This is a genomic window from Gemella haemolysans (genome assembly GCF_901873445.1).
Lineage (GTDB): Bacteria > Bacillota > Bacilli > Staphylococcales > Gemellaceae > Gemella > Gemella haemolysans_C.
The window spans coordinates 62,610-81,064 of record NZ_CABFLN010000030.1; the positions used below are offsets into that span (position 1 = coordinate 62,610).

Here is an 18,455-nt window from a genome sequence, read left to right on the forward strand (position 1 = left end):
GGACTCCTGGATGTTAGATATTAATTTTAAATTTTTTACAAGCTGATGTGAATGCCAAACTTTTTTTCATAGTATTATATCTCTACCTAAAATCACCTATCATAAAAACTTCCTAGACAGTGTAAAAGCTGTCTTTTTATTTTGTCAAGAAAGGATGGTGGAAAATTGGCAAAACTAACATTAAAACAGAAAAAATTCGCTGATGAGTACATCATTAGTGGGAATGCGACAGAATCATATAAAAAAGCTGGATATAAAGCTGTTAATGATAATATAGCTGCAGTTGAAGGAAAAAAATTACTAAGAAATCCTAAGATAAAACCTTACATCGATGAACGGCTTTCTGAATTAAGTTCAAAAAAAATAGCTGATCAAGATGAAGTGTTGCAATTTTTCACATCTGTAATGCGTGGTGAAATATTAGAGCCTTATGCATTAGGGATAGGAAATGGAGCACAGCGAATTATAGAGGTTAAACCTAATGCAGCAACAAGGAAAAGTGCTGCGGTTGAATTAGCGAAAAGATACGGACTAACCTCTGAAAAAATTGAAATGAACGTTACTACAAATAGTAAACTTGAAAGCATCCTAACTCAACTAGAGGAAAAAGACGATGAATAACATTGTGTTATCTCCGAAGTATAAGTATTTTTTAAAGCATAAAGCTGAAGCGGAAGCGTTAGAGGGAACAACAGCGGCAGGAAAAACTACTGTAGGTGTTGTTAAATTCATGTTGAAAGTTGCACAGAGTAAACAAAAATTACATTTCATTAGTGCGAAGTCTGTCGGAGATGCTGAAAAAAATATAATTCAATCAGATTTAGGCATTACCGATATATTCGATGAATACATAGTATATCGTGGTAATGGTGATGCTAACTATAAAATACCTCATATCAAATACGACACTCCTAGCGGTGAGAAAATTATATTTATTTTAGGTTATTCATCAAGAGATAAGTGGGAAAAAGCGTTAGGTTCACAGTTTGGTTGCGGTTTTATTGATGAAATAAACACAGCTGATATTGATTTCGTGCAAGAAGCAACTATGCGATGTGATTATTGGATGTGTACAATGAATCCAGACGATCCTACACTCCCTATCTATTCAAGGTATATAAACAGGTTTAGAGCATTACCTAAATATGAATATGATACACCGCAAGAAATAAGAGAAATGTTAATTGAACCAGAACAAGCTAATTGGACTTACTGGTTTTTTTCTTTTGATCATAATTATGGTTTATCGGAAGAAAAGAAAGAAAAGATTAAAAATACAGTTGCAGTTGGCACAAAACTTTATAAGAACAAAATTCAAGGATTAAGAGGACGTGCAGAAGGTTTAGTATTCAGTATGTTTGATAGAAAATTAAACGTTATAACTGAAGATATAGCAAAGGCTAAAACATTTATCCGTTATTCTTGCGGTGTCGATACATCTTACTCAGATAAGACTGAAGATACAATATCGTTTATTTTTCAAGGTATCACAACAGACGGAGAACTTATTGCACTTGAAGAGAAAACTTATAACAACAAAGATTTTAACAACAGTAAAATAGCACCTTCAGACGTTGCAGTAAAATTACATAACTTTTTAGATTACTGTAAAGATAAGTGGGGCTTCTGTCGTAAGGTCTATGTTGATAACGCTGACCAGGCAACAATGATGGAATTAAGAAAGTATAAACAACAAAAAGGCTTGATATATGAGTTTTATAATGCAGATAAGCGTGTAAGAATCATAGATAGGATTAATATTTCAAGTGGTTGGATGAAGAATTTAAAATACTTAGTGTTAAACCACTGTGAAGAACATATCAGAGAGTTAAATATATATTCGTGGAAAGAAGATAAAGACGAACCAGAAGATAGAAATGACCATACTATCAACGCTAGTCAATATGGATATATACCTTACATTAATATTATTGGTCAACAAAATAAACAAGATAATCAATACAGCACACTTGTTGCTGGATTTGGGAAAGGATAATAAATGGCATACAATGAAACATTCGTTGATAGTACAGGTAAAAGTAAAACTTTAACACTTAGATTTCATAGAGAATCTAGAATGCGTTACAGAATTAATAACGTTGAAGAACTATTTGAAAATGAATATAAAGTCTTAAGAGAATTCCTGGAGCATCACAAAAGTACACAACGTCCTAGAATTCAAGAATTATACGATTATGCAGAAGGTAACAACCATACTATTAGCATTCAACAAAGACGTAGTGAGCAAGATATGGCGGATACTAGAATCATTCATAATTTTGGTAAGAGTATATCTGTGTTTAAGCAAGGATATTTAGTTGGTAAACCTATTCAAGTTGAATATGAAGACGGAGAAGAAAATAGTGCAACAGATGAAGTACTGAAAGAAATAGCTAAAGTCAACAGCTTTCATGATTTAAACAGAATGCTTGTACTAGATTTATCAAAAGTAGGTAGAGCATACGATTTAGTATATCGTTCTATGGAAGATGTAACAAAAGTTAAGAGACTAGATCCGTTAAATACATTTGTGATTTATGACAATACCTTAGAAGATAAAATGTTAGCTGGTGTAAGATATTACTCTGTAGGACTATCAGATAACAAACAGCATTTTATCGATGTGTATTTAAATGATGTTATTCACAAGTGTAAAGTTGAAGATAGTGGAATTACACGTTTAGCAATTGAACCTCATATGTTTAACGATGTACCTATCACAGAATATCTCAACACGGCTGAAGGTATGGGAGATTATGAAAGTGAGCTATCATTAATTGACTCATACGATGCAGTTCAATCTGACACAGCAAACTATATGACTGATACTTCTGATGCAATACTTGCTATATTCGGACAAGTAGCTTTCCCAGATGATGTGTTAGGTGATAATAAAAAGCAAATTGAATACATGCGTAAAATGAGACGTGCAAGGCTACTTCAGTTAAAACCACCTGTAGATATTAACGGGACTGAAGGTAAAGTAGATGCTAAATATTTATACAAACAGTATGATGTGAATGGTGTTGAGTCTTACAAAAAACGTATTGTAAATGATATTCATAAATATACAAATACTCCAGATATGACAGATACTAATTTTAGTGGTGTTCAAAGCGGTGAAGCTATGAAGTATAAATTGTTCGGACTGGAGCAAGCAAGAGTAGACACTCAATCGTTGTTTGAAAAAAGTTTAAAACGTAGATATCAACTTATAGCTAATATCGGTGACTACGTAAAAGAACTTACTGATTTTGATATTTCAAAACTAAAAATCACATTTAATCCTAACTTACCTAAAGCACTTGAAGAAACTATTAATGCTTTCAAATCGTTAGGAGGAATGGTCACTAATGAAACAGCAATGAGACTAACTGGAATTGTTGAAGATCCGAAAAAAGAACAAGAATTACTTGATACTCCAGCAGTACCAGAAGAAAATACTGGATATGATGTTGACAAAGGAAAACTACTTTATAAAATTACGAGTATTCTTAAAAAATTCAAAGCTGGAGATTATAGTGAAGCATTAGCAAGAAAATTCTTAAAAGACTTAGGACTTAATGAAATGGATATAGAAAGCTACTTACACGACGGTGAAGAGGTGATAGTAGATGAAACAATCGTTTAATTACTGGAAGAAAAGAGAATTAGCGAACCAACTTAATCAAATTAAAGATGAAAAAGAGACAATGACTCAGATTGAAAAAAACTTTGTTATTACCTTAGCAGATGTAGAACATCAAATTAAAGTGTTCTATGAACGTTATGCGAAGACAGAAGGTATTTCTATAGAGGAAGCACAAAAGAGAGTCTCTGAACATGATGTAAAAGCCTTTCAGAAGAAAGCAAAAGAGTATGTTAAGAACAAAGATTTTAGCCCAGAAGCTAATGCAGAATTGAAGCTTTACAATGCTACTATGAGAATTAATAGGTTAGAGTTGTTAAAAGCGGAAATAAACTTACACTTAACAAACTTAACTGAAGAGAATAGCAAAGAAATAACTGATCACTTAGAAAAGTTAGGTAAGACTGAATATGCTAGACAGGCTGGAATACTTGATACTGAATTAAGGTATAGTAAAGAAGGCATTAAAGCTATTGTGAATAGTGATTATAAATATGGTAACTTTAGTAAAACATTGTGGACTAATCAAAAAGCTTTAATGAATACTATTGAGGTTATGTTAAGACGTTCTATTATTCAAGGTGGAAACTCAACTGAATTAGTAGGACGGCTTAGAAAACAGTTTGATGTAGGTGTTTATGAAGCTAAAAGACTGTTAGTAACCGAAGCGGCAAGAGTTCAAGGAGATGTACAAATAGACAGCATGGAGCAAGCGGGATATGATGAATATGTGTATATCTCTGAACCAACAGCATGTGATATATGCAAGCATCTTGATGGACAACATTTTAAGATTAAAGATAGAGAAGTAGGTGTAAATTACTATCCTATGCATCCGTTTTGTAAATGTTCAAGTGCAGCTTACTATGATAGCGAAAAACTAGACAAAGAAATAGCTGAATATCGTAAAGCAAGAGGGCTGGATAATAATTTACAAGATGATAATAAAGGTGATATAATTAAAGAAGAAAGTGCATTTGATAAAATGTCAAATGGTTTACAATTCCAAAATAGACAACGTTTAAGTATTGCTAGAGACTTACTAGATAGATTAGGTTTAGAAAAAATACCAGTAGGCTATCATACTGGAAAAAGTGCAAGAGGTTATTGCAGTTTTGAAGCTGATGGAGATAAATTAATCATTACAGGTTATAGTTTAGAAGAAAACGATGATAGAAGTAAAAATTATCAATTAAAAACTATATTACATGAAGCATACCATGCTAAAGGACACGGACGTAAATTTGATTATTTTTCTAATGGTTCAATGAATGAGCCATCGTTAGCGATAGAAGAAACGTTCGCAGAAAGTTCTTCTCATTATGCTATAAGTAGATTAGGTATTAAGGAACAATTAAGCCCAGCTTATGCAGAATATCTACTTGATACTGTACCTAGATTGAAAAAACTAGAAAAATATAGTTCGATAAACAATATAATTGATTTAGGTGAGATAGCATGGAATGACAGGTTAAACGGCCAAAACTCACAATGGAATGAACTTGCAAGTCAAATAGGTAAAATTGAACATAATTGGCAACAATATGGTTTACAATATAAAGATTACATCTTAGAAAATAAAGAAAGACTAGTAGATAAGTTTTTAGAAAATGCACCTAATCAGAGAAAATATAAAGACTATATGATTAAAGATATAGACAGTATATTCAGTAAACTTAATAAGAATGAACAATTAACACATCCAGAGAATTTTGTTTATCAGAATGTGTTAGTTAATGCTATGAATGAAGAGGGGATTAAATAATGTATTTACCAGATGAATTATTTAGAAATAAAGACAATGAAGAAGAAGTATTACAAATAATATCAGACTTAGAATCAGATTTAAAAACAGATAAATCTTTGACTTTAAATGAAGCTATTTCAAGGCTAGAAGAATTAGGAGAAGATTTAATCATTAAAGAATTAAAATAAACACTTAACATTTTTTGTTAGGTGTTTTTATTATATCAAAATGGAAATAAACCGCTTACTTTCCATTTTCAATTAAATAACTGATATCAAAATGGAAAAATACATCCTTTTTTCCATTTTCGTCCTAGACATGACGTTAAAAGGTCTTTTTATTATGTCAAATTAAACTAGCGTGGCTTATTTCTAAAGATAAGTGGTGCACAACTGATCAATAAAAAATAAGACTAGCGTGGATAAGGAGAAACAATGAACAAACAATTTTTATTAAAACTAAACTTACAACACTTTGCAGATGAAGGAACAACGGAAACAAACAATACTGAACCTGAGTTTAAAGCACCTGCTACCCAATCTGAATTAGATAGCTATGTGAATAAAGCAGTACAAACAGCTTTAAAAAATCAACAAGCGAAACATGAGGCTAACATTAATTCGAGAGTAGAAGAAGAAATAAAAAAACGTGAAGACTATTCAAAATTAAGCGAAAGTCAAAAACGTGATAAAGATTTCGAAGATAAAAAAGCAGAATTTGAGAAACAAGTAGCTGAGTTTAGACACTCTCAACTAATTGTGGAAGTTCAGAAGGATTTAGTTAGTAAAGGTTTACCTACTGAATTAGCTGAAACATTCGCTTTACATGGTACAGCAGAAGATGCTTTAAAAGCGGTGAATACACTTGAGAAAGTATTCAATGAAGCGGTAAATAAAGCCGTGAAAGAATCCGCTAGACAAACGACACCTAATGTAGGTGCTACTGGAGCAGAAAAACCGTTGAACTTAGGAGCAAGACTGGCACAAGGTGTAAGTTATAAAAAACCATTTTAGGAGGATAAGAGATGAAAACAACAACAATTTTTAATAAAACTGAAATCTTACATAACTTAGAGTTTGAAGCTATTTCAGTAACAGTAGATAAAACAACTACAGGAACAGTAACAGAAAACGGACGTAAATTATTAAAAGCTGGAACATTACTAGCTGGAGATGGTAAGTCTATTTTCGAAGATAGAACAAAAAAAGTTAAGAAATTGACTAACGATGCAACAGCACAATACGTTGATGGAGTAGCGTTACATGATGTTGATTTAACCGATGGAGACTCAGTAGTAGCGTGTGTGTTTAAAGGTACTTTACGTGAAGACAAATGTAACGGTGGTACTGTTGATGCAAACGTAAAATCAAAATTAAACTTAATCAAATTTGTAAAAGGTGTATAAGGAGGATTATAGAATATGGTATTAATTTACGATACAATTACAGCAGAAAATGTAAGTGGATATTGGAACGCTTCACAAGAAAACGTTGATACTACTTTAGGAGATAAATTATTCCCTGCTAGAAAACAATTAGGAATTAAATTAGCATTTGTAAAAGGCGGAAGTGGTAAAGCAGTAGCTTTAAAACCTGCTGCGTTCGATACTAAAGCTCCACTACGTGAAAGAATGAACTTAAGCGTAACTGAAGAACAAATGCCATTCTTCAAAGAGGCTGTTGTAGTCAAAGAAGAAGAAAGACAACAATTAAATATGATTGAAGCTACTGGTAATCAAGCACTTATTGACAGCGTGGTTACTGGTATTTTTGATGACCAAACACACTTATTAAATGGTGCTAAGGCTCGATTAGAAGCTATGAGAATGCAAGTGTTAGCAACTGGTAAAATATCATTTAACAACAACGGAGTAGCTCAAGAGTTTGATTATGGAGTTAAAGACTCTATGAAAGGGACTGTTGAAAAAGCGTGGACTGATGCAGCAGCAACTCCACTAGCGGATATTGAAAAAGCAATTGAAGCTATGGAAAATCAAGGTAAGAAAGCGGAAATTCTTATCATGACTCAAAAAACTTTTGGTTTAATCAGAAAAGCAGACTCAACTATTAAAATTGTTAAACCATTAGCACCTAAAGGGGCAACAGTAACAAATACTGAATTAACTGAATACCTTTTAGATGCACATGGTGTAAAAGTTGAGATTAAAAATGATACATTCACAGATGATGATGGAGTTGCTAAAAAATTCTATCCAGAAGGTTATGTATCATTCATTCCTAATGCTACCTTAGGTAAAACAGTATTCGGTACTACTCCAGAAGAATCTGATTTATTAGGAGGTAACGTTGCTGGGGTTGAAGTGAAAGTTGTAAATACTGGTATTGCTATTACAACTCAAGAACTAGTTGATCCTGTCAATGTTCAAACTAAAGTAACAATGATTGCTTTACCATCATTTGAAAGATTAGATGATGTGTATATGTTAGATATCGAACCTTAGGAGATAATTTATGGATAGAGATTTAGTATTAGATAACGTGAAAGAAGATTTAGATATTCGAGATACTCTACAAGATACTATCCTATGCAGACTTATCGATAAGGTTATTGACCATTTCAAATTCACTTATAAACAAGATGAAATTGAAAATAAATACAGGTTCATTATTGAAGATTGTGTTATTAAAAGATTTAACAGACGTGGTGCTGAAGGTGCTACATCTGAATCTGTTGAAGGTCACTCTGTTAACTATGAGACTTTTTTAAATGAGTTCGCCCCCTGGGATGAAATGTTAAGAGAAGACTTCAAGAAAGAAAAATCAAAGAAAGGTCAATTATTAATATTCTAATGAGATATTCAGATAGAGCAATTTTAAAGCAAGTAGATAAAAACGAGTATGATTATGAAACAGGAGAACATGTCTATAAAGAACTCTATTCAGATATCGTTGCATGCTTCACAATGGATTTAGGACTTGGTAAGTCAGTTCAGATTTTTGGAGATTATAACAAACAAAGAAAAGTTATATTCTTAAAAAATGCTTATAATAAACCTTTTAATGTTGTTGAATATCGTGGGAAACGATATATACCAACGGCAGATAAGCAACTTAGTAAAGCTTTTTATCTTGAAAGGGATGATAGCGATGGGACTTAAAATATACGGCATTAAGAAATTACAGATAAGTTTAAAAGATAAAGCACAAATGACTTTAGTAAAAGAAATTGTGAAGAAACACGGAGCAAACTTAAATCAACAAATGGTTAAAAAGGCAGTATTTAAAGGTGGATATTCAACTGGTGCTACTAGAAGAAGTATCAATATCTTAATAGAAAAAGGTGGTTTAATGGCAAGAGTTAAACCAACGACTAAATACTCTCCGTACGTTGAATATGGTACACGTTTTATGGATAAACAACCATTTGTTAAACCTGCTTTCCAACAGGTTAAGAAAGAGTTCGTTAATGACTTGAAAAAATTAACATGATTAAAACTAGAGAACAAAGTATTTTCGATGAAGTATTTAAGATATGTAAGAATTTAGGTTATAAAGTCTACGATTATAAACCGATGAATGAAGTACCTTATCCATTTGTAGAAATGGAAGATACATCAGTTAGTTATGCTATTAATAAAACAGATGCAAAAGGAAATGTCACTCTCTCATTATCTGTGTGGGGGTTACAAACAAAACGAAAAGAAGTATCTAGTATGGCAAATGCTATATTAGAAAAATGCTTGAGAATAGAGCATACAGATGGTTATTCTTGGAGTTTAAATATTAATTCAAGCAATATTAGAATACTTGATGATAAAACAACGGTAACACCTCTTAAAAGGGCGGTTATTGAATTAGAATTTAATTTAAGATAAGGAGATAAAAATGTCAGAAGTAAAAAAAACTTATGAAGCTAAAAAGGGTATAGATATTATTCTTTTATATCGATTTTTAAAGAATGCTAAAACAGAAGCGGCTTTTAAATTAGCTTTTCAGACTGAACACAGTAATGAAATCAGCAGAGATGCTGACGCACAAAAAACTAAAGATGGAAATATCCAAAATTTAGGAGCAGTAGAGTATGAATTTTCTGCTAAATCAATAGTTGCTAAAGGTGATAAGCATATCGAGGAATTAAGAGAAGCTTTAATCAATGGTGATATTATTGAAATCTGGGAAATTGATAAAGCTGAAAAAAATCAAGATAATAAATATAAAGCTACTTACTATCAAGGATATGTAACTAAATTTGGTACTAATCCTAACTCAGAAGATAGTGTAGAGTTAGAGCTTGAATTTTCAATCAATGGAGTTGGGAAAACAGGTTATGCAACATTAACTGATGAGCAAGCTAAAGTAGTGCAGTATGTGTTTAAAGACACTACTGTTGACACAACAGAAGAATAATTAAACAAAGCTAACTGGTAGGAATACTGGTTAGCTATTTTTTTGGAGGAAAATAATATGCAATTAAGATTAAACGAAAATAAAACAGTAGAAGTAAAATTTGGAGTTGGTTTTGTACGTGAATTAGATAAAAACCATCCACTAGAAGCTAAAGGGATAAAGCTTGGTATGTCTTTAAGTATGAAAATACCAGAAATTCTAGGAGGAGATGTGGCAAGTCTGTCTGATGTTCTATATGCAGGAACATTTCTAGAAAAAGAAAGACCAACACAAACTGAAGTTGATAATTTTATCGATGAACATGAAGATATCGAAGCTTTATTCGATGAAGTAATCAAAGCATTAGAAGAAAGTAATGCGGGAAAGAGAATTCTGAAACAGAACAGAGAGACTCTGAAAGAAGCGTAGAATTAAAAAACTCCAAAGAAGCATACGAAGAAATAATAGTAAATTGTGTTAGGTATCTGGGTATCACAAGTATGTATGAAATCAATATACTTACTCTTAATCAATATAACTTACTGATGAAAGGTGCTCAATTAAGGTTGTTAGATGAAGAACATTTAATTTACAAGCAAGCATGGTTGAATCGTGTAGTTAAACGAACAGAGACGAAAGGTAAGCAAGAAGTATATGTGTACGGAAGTTTTAAAGACTTTTTCGACTACGAAAAAGAATATAGAGAAATAACTGGTGAAATAGTGCCTACTATCAAAGATGAAGAATTAAGCAATTTACTATTAAAAGCAAATATGTAGAAAGGAGAATAAAATATGGCAGAACAATATTCAGTAGAAGCGATATTATCTGCGGTGGATAAAGGTTTTACTCATACGTTAGATGCTATTAACGAAAAGCTAGATAAGTTTGATGCTAAAGCTAGTAAGAGTGAACAAAGCGGACAGAAAATCGGCGGTACATTCAAAGCTATGGCATTAGCAAATTTAGCGGCAGGAGCTATTACTAAAGTAACTGGTGATATAGGTAGTTTGATTAGTGAATCATTCAAAGCATCTGATGCGATGGATAAGTTCAGAAGTACAATGCAGTTTGCTGGATTAGATAATAGTGCGATAGAAAAAAGTGCAGCAAGTGTAAGGAAATATGCAGATGACACTGTGTATGATTTAGACACAATAGCAAATACTACAGCACAGTTAGCAGCCAATGGAATTAAAGATTATGACGGACTAACGCAAGCAGCAGGAAACTTAAATGCAGTCGCTGGGGGTAATGCAGATACGTTTAAATCAGTAGCAATGGTAATGACTCAGACCGCTTCTGCTGGCAAATTAACTGGTGAAAACTGGAGACAGTTATCTGATGCAATTCCTGGGGCTAGTGGTAAAATTCAAGAAGCTTTAAGGCAAAATGGAGCTTATACTGGAGATTTTAGAAAAGCACTAGAGCAAGGTAAAATCAGTGCTGATGAATTTAATAAAGCTATTATGGATTTAGGTATGACAGACGTTGCAAGAGAAGCGGCAACTTCTACTAAAACTATCGAAGGTGCAGTAGGGAATATGCAAGCGGGTATTGTCACGAAAATCAATGAAATAATAGATGCCATTGGTAAAGATAAAATCACAGGGATTATATCTGGAATAGGTGAGTTAGTAACTGGTGGATTAGATGTTTTGAAAACAGTAGTACCGCCTGTAGCAAGTGCTATTAGTGGTTTGGTATCCGTAATATCAACCTTAGCACCTGTTTTAATTGGAGCTGGTGCTGCGTTAGCAACATTACATTTTGCAAGTGTAATTTCTGGTGCTGGAGGTTTTGTTGCCTGGATAACTAAAATTGTTACTGGGACAAAATTATGGACGATGGCTCAAGCTGCTTTAAATTTAGTTATGAAAGCTAATCCAATAGCTTTAATAATTGCTGGAGTGGTAGCTTTAGTAGCTATAGTTTTATATTTATGGAAAACAAACGAAGGTTTTAGAAATGCAGTTATAGCTATATGGAATGCTATCAAACAAGTATTTATTACAGCTTGGGAAGCGATAAAAACAGCGTGGAGTGCTTGCGGTACATTCTTTAGCACATTGTGGGAAGGATTAAAAACTGGAGTACAAACTGTGGTTCAGTGGATAGTCGATAAATGGAATAGTGCAGTAGCTTTATTACAAGCAGTATGGAATATAATTTCTTTTGCAGCAACGTTTGCATGGAATTATATTGTCGGTGCTATTTCCGCAGTAGTTCAACCATTTATAGATACTTTCATTTCATCATGGGAAACTTTAAAAGCTGGACTTACAGCTGTTTGGGAAGGTGTCAAAATGGTAATTCAAGGTGCTTGGGAATTCATCAAAGCAATTGTAATGGGAGCTGCGCTGATTGTAATTGATATAGTGACAGGGAACTTTACAAAATTGAAAGAAGACCTACAAATGATTTGGGACGCTATTAAATCAGCGGTTCAAATGGTTTGGGAGGGTATCAAGTTTGTTATTACAGCAATAGTCGGAGTAACAGTAGCATTGATTAAAAATGCTTGGGAAGGACTAAAAACAGCGTTAGAAGCTATTTGGAATTTCTTAAAAACTACAGCTTCAACTATATGGAATGCTATTAAAACGACTGTAACTACATTAGTAACTGGACTAGTTAATGGAATAAAAGCATTGTGGGAGGGATTTAAATCTTTCTTTACAACTTTAATAAATACTGTGAAAAGTGTTGCAGTAAACACATGGAATTCTATTAAGTCGAGTGTGACTAGTATTATTCAAAGCTTGGTTAATGCTGCTCAAAACGCTTGGAATAATTTCAAAAATGGTGTTCAAAGTTTAGTTAATAGCGTAAAAAATATCTTTAATACATTAAGGAACATCAACTTGTGGGATATAGGTAGAGCTATCATGAATGGACTTTTAAATGGATTAAAATCTGCTTGGGAAAGCGTAAAAGGTTTTGTTAGCGGTATTGCTGGATGGATTAGAGACCATAAAGGCCCGATTGAATACGATAGACGTTTATTAATTCCTGCTGGTAATGCAATTATGGGTGGACTTAACAGAGGTTTAGACAACGGCTTTGATAAAACTATGGCAAAAGTACAAAGTATCACAGGTGCCATTGAGTCAAGATTTAATATCAATCAAAGTAAAGCTTTAAACGTTGAAAATACTATCAGTTCACAACCTATGGTAATTACATTCAAATTAGGTAATAAGGACTTTAGAGCCTTTGTGAGTGATATTAATCAAGTAAACGGTGAAGCGGTACAATTAGAAGAAGTTTATTCAATTTAGGAGGAGTGTAAATGTACAATTTTATTAATACTAATGAAATAGGAGAGCAATTACACTCTTCTATTCAAACTATATTTAATGGTGTAAATATCGATACAGATTTAGAAGGTTTTCGAACGTTAGCGGTAAGTGGTCGAGGTTTGTTAAGCAAGAACATAAACTCAACTGATATACCAGGAACGGACGGGAAATATTTTTTATATGGCAATTTAGAGGTTAGACCTATTGTGGTTAAATTCCAGATGAAAGCAACAACTAACGAAGATTTTAGAAAAAAATTCAATAAGTTAAATATGTTGTTACATTCAGATGAACCGAAGATTTTAAAATTCACAGATGAACCAGATTATTCATTTGATGCTATCTTGCAAAAAACTGGTGACATAGAAGAAACATCAAACAGTGTTGTATCAACATTCACTTTCCTGTGTTTAGATCCATACAAATATAAAGCTGTTGATAAAGATACAGGAGTAAATAACGTGACTATTACTAAACTACCTAACAACAGAAATGAGTTTACACCAGAATTGATTAAGGTAATTGTAGATAGCGTTAGCGATAAAATAATTATTAAAAATCAAACTACTACTAAAAAAATAATAATTAATAATTCATTTGCTGTTGGTGATGTGCTTGAGATTGATTTGAACAAAAATTATCCGTTGAAATTAAATGCAATGGTAAGAAGTGAATTAATTGATTTTTTTGAAAGTAATTTTGATTTTACAGTTAAACAAGGTGACGTTATCACTTGCAGTAACAGTCGAGTGTTAGAAATTTATACGAAAGAGAGGATGTATTAATGAAATTATTTCTGTTTAATAACGATGAAAAGCTAATAGGTACAGTAAGCCCGTTAGAATGTATTCAGAACGAAGAAATAAATAAAATTCAAACGATAGAATGTACAACTGTGTATTCAGAATTGATTGAGAAAGCCTCTTATATAGGTCATAAAGATTATAATGACAATAGAATATTCCATCTTTATAAAATAGACCATGTTACAAAAACCAGCACTACAGATGTAAAAATCGTTGGTGTACATACATTTTTCGATGATATGGAAAGTGATGGATACATTAAGGACTTCAGACCAACCAATAGAGAGTTAGTAGGAGTACTTACAACTATTTTAGATGGTTCACGTTGGCAACTAGGTACAGTAAATATACAGCGAAGATATACAGGTAATTTCTACTATGTGACACGTAAGGAAGCTATAAGCAAGCTAATTGAAGCAACACAGATTGAAATTAAACCACGATTAGAATTTAGTCGTGGGAAAATCATAGGTAGATATTTAGATGTGTTTACTAGACTAGGAGCAAGGAACGGTAAAGTATTTGTTCATGGTAGAGACTTATTAACAGTTAGTGAGAAGAAGTCACAAGGAGCAATTTATACAGCTGTTGTAGGGCGTGGTAAAGGTGAAGAAACTGACACTGGTGGTTATGGTCGTAGGATAACATTTAAAGATGTTGAATGGAGAAGAACAAGCGGTCAACCAGTTGATAAACCAGTAGGTCAAGAGTACGTAGAAATACCAGCTATGACTAGATTATATGGTTTTGAAAAAGGTACTAAACCACGTATTAAAATCGTTGAATTTCAAGACGAAACGGATAAAGAAAAACTATTAAGACTTTCTTATGAGTGGCTTGAAAAAAATAGTAGGATGCAAGTAGAGTATAGTGCTAAAGTTTTAAACGTTGGTAATCTTGAATTAGGTGATACTGTTGGGATATTTAATCCTAATCTAGGTATTAAGTACGAGACAAGAGTATTTAAGGTTAAAAGAAATTTAGTTAACAATAAACTAACTGAATTTGGAATAGGTGATAAGGTGACTACATCTCCGTTCAGTAGAACTATTGAATTAGCTAAAGAGATGAAGAACTTTCAAGACGACACAGTTTATTGGCTGGATAAGATAAGAGAAAGACTATCTGATAAATTAATAAATGAAGATGGTTATAACTATGATTTGAAAGCTGATAATGAGTATAAAGTGCCTGCAGGTTACTATTCATTCGATAAACCTATCGATCAAAATCCAACTAAAGTAGTTTATATGGGAGCTGGTAAGATTGCGATAGCTGACAGTAAGAAACCTACAGGAGAATGGAACTGGAAAACATTCCTTGACGGAAGAGGAGCAACGCTAGATTTAATTAATACAGGTGTGTTAAAAGCTGGTCGTATTCAATCTGCTGACGGTCGAAGTTATTGGGATTTAGACACAGGGGAATTCCATATGGAACAAAATGCCATTAATGAAGCGGTAAAAACTGTAGTTGATGGTAAGGTGCAGGAAATAGTAGGAGATATTAAGAAAAATTTACCTACTAAAGAAGAGCTTAAAGGAAAGAGTTCTTACATCCACAAAAAATACAGCGATAATGCCGATGGACGTGACATGAGTGACAACTCTAATCTTAAATACATAGGAATATATACTGGAGATAAAGAACAAGCACCTACTAACGCTAGCGAGTATAGTTGGACTAAGATTAAAGGTGAAGATGGAGAGCGTGGTAGAGATGGTGTAGATGGTAAGTCTATAAATAGAAACTATATATCTGATAGCGATAAATTAAACAGTAAAGGATTTTACGGTTGGAATAAATGGGATAAATCAGTAGAAGGAGATACTCTAGTTTTAACCAAAGTTGGAGGAAGTGATACTTATGGTTTTTATTTTAATCTAACAGAATTAGTTAAAACTCAATTTCAAAATGAGACGATAACATGGTCAATGGATGTTCGATCTAGTAAAAATTGCACATTCAATCGCATTGGATTTGAAACTAACGGTCAACGGTCATTTAATCTTACAACACAATGGCAACGAATTAGCCACACGTTTGTAAATAAGTTTGTAAATTATTACGCGTTCACATTTTACAATCCTACTAGTAATTTTAATAATGGTGATAAAATCTATATACGTTTTCCAAAACTTGAAACTGGAAATGTTGCAACAGAATGGTCGCCGGCTTACGAAGACCTACAAGGTCACACGCTAACCGCTAATGTAAGATTCGAAGGTACATATATTAACAATGTAACGAACAATGTAAAAATATTCGCTGAAGTTTATTATGACGGAAAAAAAGTAATTAACGGTTACAATCTTAAAATTAAACATAAAGGCGGTAATAATACTCAATGGGGTGCATTCTACACTAGAAATTACACCGAAAATGGTGAAATTTTGCAATACGATTGGGGCAACAAAGAGCAAAACGGTACACCTCTTGAAGTTATTGTTTTGATAGATTACAAAGGTATGAGTGCAGTAGCTACCTCTAGAATGGAAAATATTCCAGATGTTGTAGAGATTAAAGAAATAACTAAAAAATATAAAACGTTTGACAGCACATTAGACCAGTTTAACTCAACAATAGGAGAGGTTAAGCAACAAGTACTAGCAATCGAAGAAAAAAGAAATTTAGTGTTAGGTAGTAGAATGTTGTCAGAAAGCGATTTTAAAAAACTAGGTAATAGCGTTGACCTTACGCTCAATCAAGCTTACGAAGGTTTCCCTTATTTATCTGTATATTCTTACGACCAAACTTCAAAAGTTTGGCAAGGTGTAGGTTTTAAATTATCTATTTCAAAAATCAGTAAAGGTGAAACTTATTCAATAAGAATTCCTGTGTTTTTTGGTAGGACTACAAACACTGATGAGGGGTCTTACCTTGAAATTAAAAATCATAATACGCAACAAGTATTGTGGAGGACTAGATTAGACTTAGATAAGTACAAAAAAGGGGAGTGGAATGTTCTTGAATATAAATTTACTGCTACTCGGGATTTGGATTTAGGCGACAGTTCATTTTGGATTTATCACGTAAAAAATGGATATCTAGCATTTGCTAAGCCTTATATGTGTGAGGGAAATGCATTACCTAAGAATTACAGCCCAGCACCAGAGGATGTATATTTACAAAATAGTAGGATTGAAAGTTCGATTAAGCAAACTAAAGATGAAATTGGATTAAAAGTTTCAAAAGATAATGTGATTAATTCCATTAACATAAGCGGGGAAGGCACTAGAATTACGGGAAATGCAATAGCTGACTATTTATATGGGAAAACTATAGAAGGTGCTACTATTCAAGGTAATAGTAAAATTAAAATAGGTCAATATGGCTTTTTACAGCCTATTGATAAAGGCTTACAAATAAATGCCCCCGAAAACTTTGGAAGTAAGAGAGGTGTGGGACTTCAAATATCCGGGACTGGTGTTAATCCGAAACAAACTGGAATTCCACCTGGACTATTTATATATGAAAACTCAGACTTTACAAAAAGTTCTACTATTCCGAACTCAGTTAACAGAGTATTGTTAACTGTCGCTGGGATGGCTTGTTTCTCATCGAGAGTGTTAGGGTCAGTGGTGAAAGGTCAGCCAGTTTTGACAAATTTAGATTATACTTCTCCGTTTACTAATGTAGCACCAGTAAAATTTATTGGTTATCGTGAAGGTGGATTTATGCATTTTTATGGGACAGATGACTCAGATTCAGATGCGTGGTTGATTAAGGTTGACCAGTGGGGTTCAGATAGGAAGTTGAAAACTGATATTAAAAATTCAGAATTTAACGCTATTGAATTTGTAGATAAATTAAAATTCAAAGAACATGGATGGAATAAGGATGAGGTTGGTTATGATAGACCTCATACTAAATGTGGACTAATAGCACAAGAATTGCAAGAACTGGATGCAAGCTTAGTTGTTGATTATGGTAAGTATTTAGGGCTAGATGGTTTACGACTAATCAACATATCGCTTAAAGCCATTCAAGAACTGTCAGCCGAAAATCAACAACTTAAATTACAACTAAAAGAAATGGATGAAAGATTAAATAAACTGGAGGATAAAATTAATGGCAACATTTAAGAAGAACTATGCACGTGGTACATACGATAGCAACGGAGCAGTACTCACAACCATTGTTAGTATATATAGTGCTGATGGTGGAACTGTAATCGAAATAACGCTGCAAGGTGACCATTTAAGTAAGTCAGAAGATGAAATAGTACAACTGGCGCTGGAACAATTTTATCAAGATACTTACCCTAATCGTGCTGAGAATGAACGATTTACAAAAGTTGATGAAAAACTAAAAGTACTAGACACTAAACTAGCTGAAATGGATAAGATGAAAAAAGAACTTGAAATCACACAAGGTTCACTAATGGATTTAATCACACAAATAAGTGGAAGTTTGGAGGCTGAACACCATGAAGTTAATTCACAACCTAAAAATACAACTGAAGGAGGTGACAGTAATGATGGCAATGTTATTCGCAATTAATATAGCAAAAGGGAAAAGAACATTTTCTCAAGTACCTAAATTCCTTAAAGATAAAGTCAGAGAATGCTTAATCGATATGGATTTAGAACATTTAGCAAAAGAGGGGGCTTAAAGCCCTCTTTT

General features: G+C 33.0%; 20 protein-coding genes. All 20 read left to right on the plus strand.

The window, feature by feature from the left end; translation table 11 throughout:
* The first annotated feature begins 165 nt into the window (after window positions 1–165).
* The 20 genes from JX287_RS04740 (at window position 166) to JX287_RS04835 (ending at window position 18,444) form a co-directional block, all read left to right on the plus strand.
* The gene (locus JX287_RS04740; RefSeq protein WP_204642905.1) at window positions 166–621 is read left to right on the plus strand and encodes a terminase small subunit; all 456 of its coding nucleotides are present in this window, start codon (window positions 166–168) and stop codon (window positions 619–621) included.
* Entirely contained in the window at window positions 614–1,996 is a 1,383-nt protein-coding gene (locus tag JX287_RS04745; RefSeq protein WP_204642908.1) for a terminase large subunit domain-containing protein, read from the plus strand. The genes JX287_RS04740 and JX287_RS04745 overlap by 8 nt, the downstream gene beginning before the upstream one ends.
* Window positions 1,997–1,999: 3 nt before the next feature.
* A complete protein-coding gene (locus JX287_RS04750; RefSeq protein ID WP_204642922.1) occupies window positions 2,000–3,631 on the plus strand; it encodes a phage portal protein in 1,632 nt (543 codons plus the stop codon).
* Window positions 3,615–5,393: a minor capsid protein gene (locus JX287_RS04755; RefSeq protein ID WP_204642937.1), complete on the plus strand. Its 1,779-nt coding sequence runs from the start codon at window positions 3,615–3,617 to the stop codon at window positions 5,391–5,393. The genes JX287_RS04750 and JX287_RS04755 overlap by 17 nt, the downstream gene beginning before the upstream one ends.
* Window positions 5,393–5,563 carry a hypothetical protein gene (locus JX287_RS04760; protein WP_204642940.1) on the plus strand — a complete coding sequence of 57 codons (171 nt, stop codon included), beginning with the start codon at window positions 5,393–5,395 and terminating at the stop codon, window positions 5,561–5,563. Before JX287_RS04755 ends, JX287_RS04760 begins: the two co-directional genes overlap by 1 nt.
* Window positions 5,564–5,809: 246 nt before the next feature.
* The gene (locus JX287_RS04765; RefSeq protein WP_204642943.1) at window positions 5,810–6,388 is read left to right on the plus strand and encodes a DUF4355 domain-containing protein; all 579 of its coding nucleotides are present in this window, start codon (window positions 5,810–5,812) and stop codon (window positions 6,386–6,388) included.
* An 11-nt stretch (window positions 6,389–6,399) separates the two neighbouring features.
* Window positions 6,400–6,780: a hypothetical protein gene (locus tag JX287_RS04770; RefSeq protein WP_204642947.1), complete on the plus strand. Its 381-nt coding sequence runs from the start codon at window positions 6,400–6,402 to the stop codon at window positions 6,778–6,780.
* 15 nt (window positions 6,781–6,795) lie between these two features.
* A complete protein-coding gene (locus JX287_RS04775) occupies window positions 6,796–7,836 on the plus strand; it encodes a major capsid protein (RefSeq protein WP_204642949.1) in 1,041 nt (346 codons plus the stop codon).
* 10 nt (window positions 7,837–7,846) lie between these two features.
* Window positions 7,847–8,185: a phage head-tail connector protein gene (locus tag JX287_RS04780; protein ID WP_102169759.1), complete on the plus strand. Its 339-nt coding sequence runs from the start codon at window positions 7,847–7,849 to the stop codon at window positions 8,183–8,185.
* Window positions 8,185–8,493, plus strand: coding sequence for a hypothetical protein (locus tag JX287_RS04785; protein ID WP_204642952.1), 309 nt, complete (start codon window positions 8,185–8,187; stop codon window positions 8,491–8,493). Before JX287_RS04780 ends, JX287_RS04785 begins: the two co-directional genes overlap by 1 nt.
* Entirely contained in the window at window positions 8,483–8,824 is a 342-nt protein-coding gene (locus JX287_RS04790; RefSeq protein WP_204642954.1) for an HK97-gp10 family putative phage morphogenesis protein, read from the plus strand. Before JX287_RS04785 ends, JX287_RS04790 begins: the two co-directional genes overlap by 11 nt.
* Window positions 8,821–9,210 carry a phage capsid protein gene (locus JX287_RS04795; protein ID WP_204642956.1) on the plus strand — a complete coding sequence of 130 codons (390 nt, stop codon included), beginning with the start codon at window positions 8,821–8,823 and terminating at the stop codon, window positions 9,208–9,210. The genes JX287_RS04790 and JX287_RS04795 overlap by 4 nt, the downstream gene beginning before the upstream one ends.
* Before the next feature lie 10 nt (window positions 9,211–9,220).
* Window positions 9,221–9,742 (plus strand): phage major tail protein, TP901-1 family, encoded by a 522-nt coding sequence (locus tag JX287_RS04800; RefSeq protein WP_204642958.1) that lies wholly within the window; start codon window positions 9,221–9,223, stop codon window positions 9,740–9,742.
* Window positions 9,743–9,799: 57 nt separating this feature from the next.
* Entirely contained in the window at window positions 9,800–10,150 is a 351-nt protein-coding gene (locus JX287_RS04805; RefSeq protein ID WP_204642960.1) for a tail assembly chaperone, read from the plus strand.
* Between the two features lie 71 nt (window positions 10,151–10,221).
* The gene (locus JX287_RS04810; RefSeq protein WP_204642962.1) at window positions 10,222–10,500 is read left to right on the plus strand and encodes a hypothetical protein; all 279 of its coding nucleotides are present in this window, start codon (window positions 10,222–10,224) and stop codon (window positions 10,498–10,500) included.
* Window positions 10,501–10,515: 15 nt separating this feature from the next.
* Entirely contained in the window at window positions 10,516–13,002 is a 2,487-nt protein-coding gene (locus JX287_RS04815; protein ID WP_204642964.1) for a tape measure protein, read from the plus strand.
* 11 nt (window positions 13,003–13,013) lie between these two features.
* The gene (locus JX287_RS04820) at window positions 13,014–13,808 is read left to right on the plus strand and encodes a distal tail protein Dit (RefSeq protein WP_204642966.1); all 795 of its coding nucleotides are present in this window, start codon (window positions 13,014–13,016) and stop codon (window positions 13,806–13,808) included.
* Window positions 13,808–17,914, plus strand: a complete 4,107-nt coding sequence (locus JX287_RS04825) for a phage tail spike protein (RefSeq protein WP_204642974.1) — start codon at window positions 13,808–13,810, stop codon at window positions 17,912–17,914. Before JX287_RS04820 ends, JX287_RS04825 begins: the two co-directional genes overlap by 1 nt.
* Window positions 17,901–18,332, plus strand: a complete 432-nt coding sequence (locus JX287_RS04830) for a DUF1366 domain-containing protein (RefSeq protein ID WP_204642976.1) — start codon at window positions 17,901–17,903, stop codon at window positions 18,330–18,332. The genes JX287_RS04825 and JX287_RS04830 overlap by 14 nt, the downstream gene beginning before the upstream one ends.
* Window positions 18,307–18,444 carry a CD1375 family protein gene (locus JX287_RS04835; protein ID WP_204642979.1) on the plus strand — a complete coding sequence of 46 codons (138 nt, stop codon included), beginning with the start codon at window positions 18,307–18,309 and terminating at the stop codon, window positions 18,442–18,444. The genes JX287_RS04830 and JX287_RS04835 overlap by 26 nt, the downstream gene beginning before the upstream one ends.
* The last annotated feature ends 11 nt before the right edge of the window (window positions 18,445–18,455 follow it).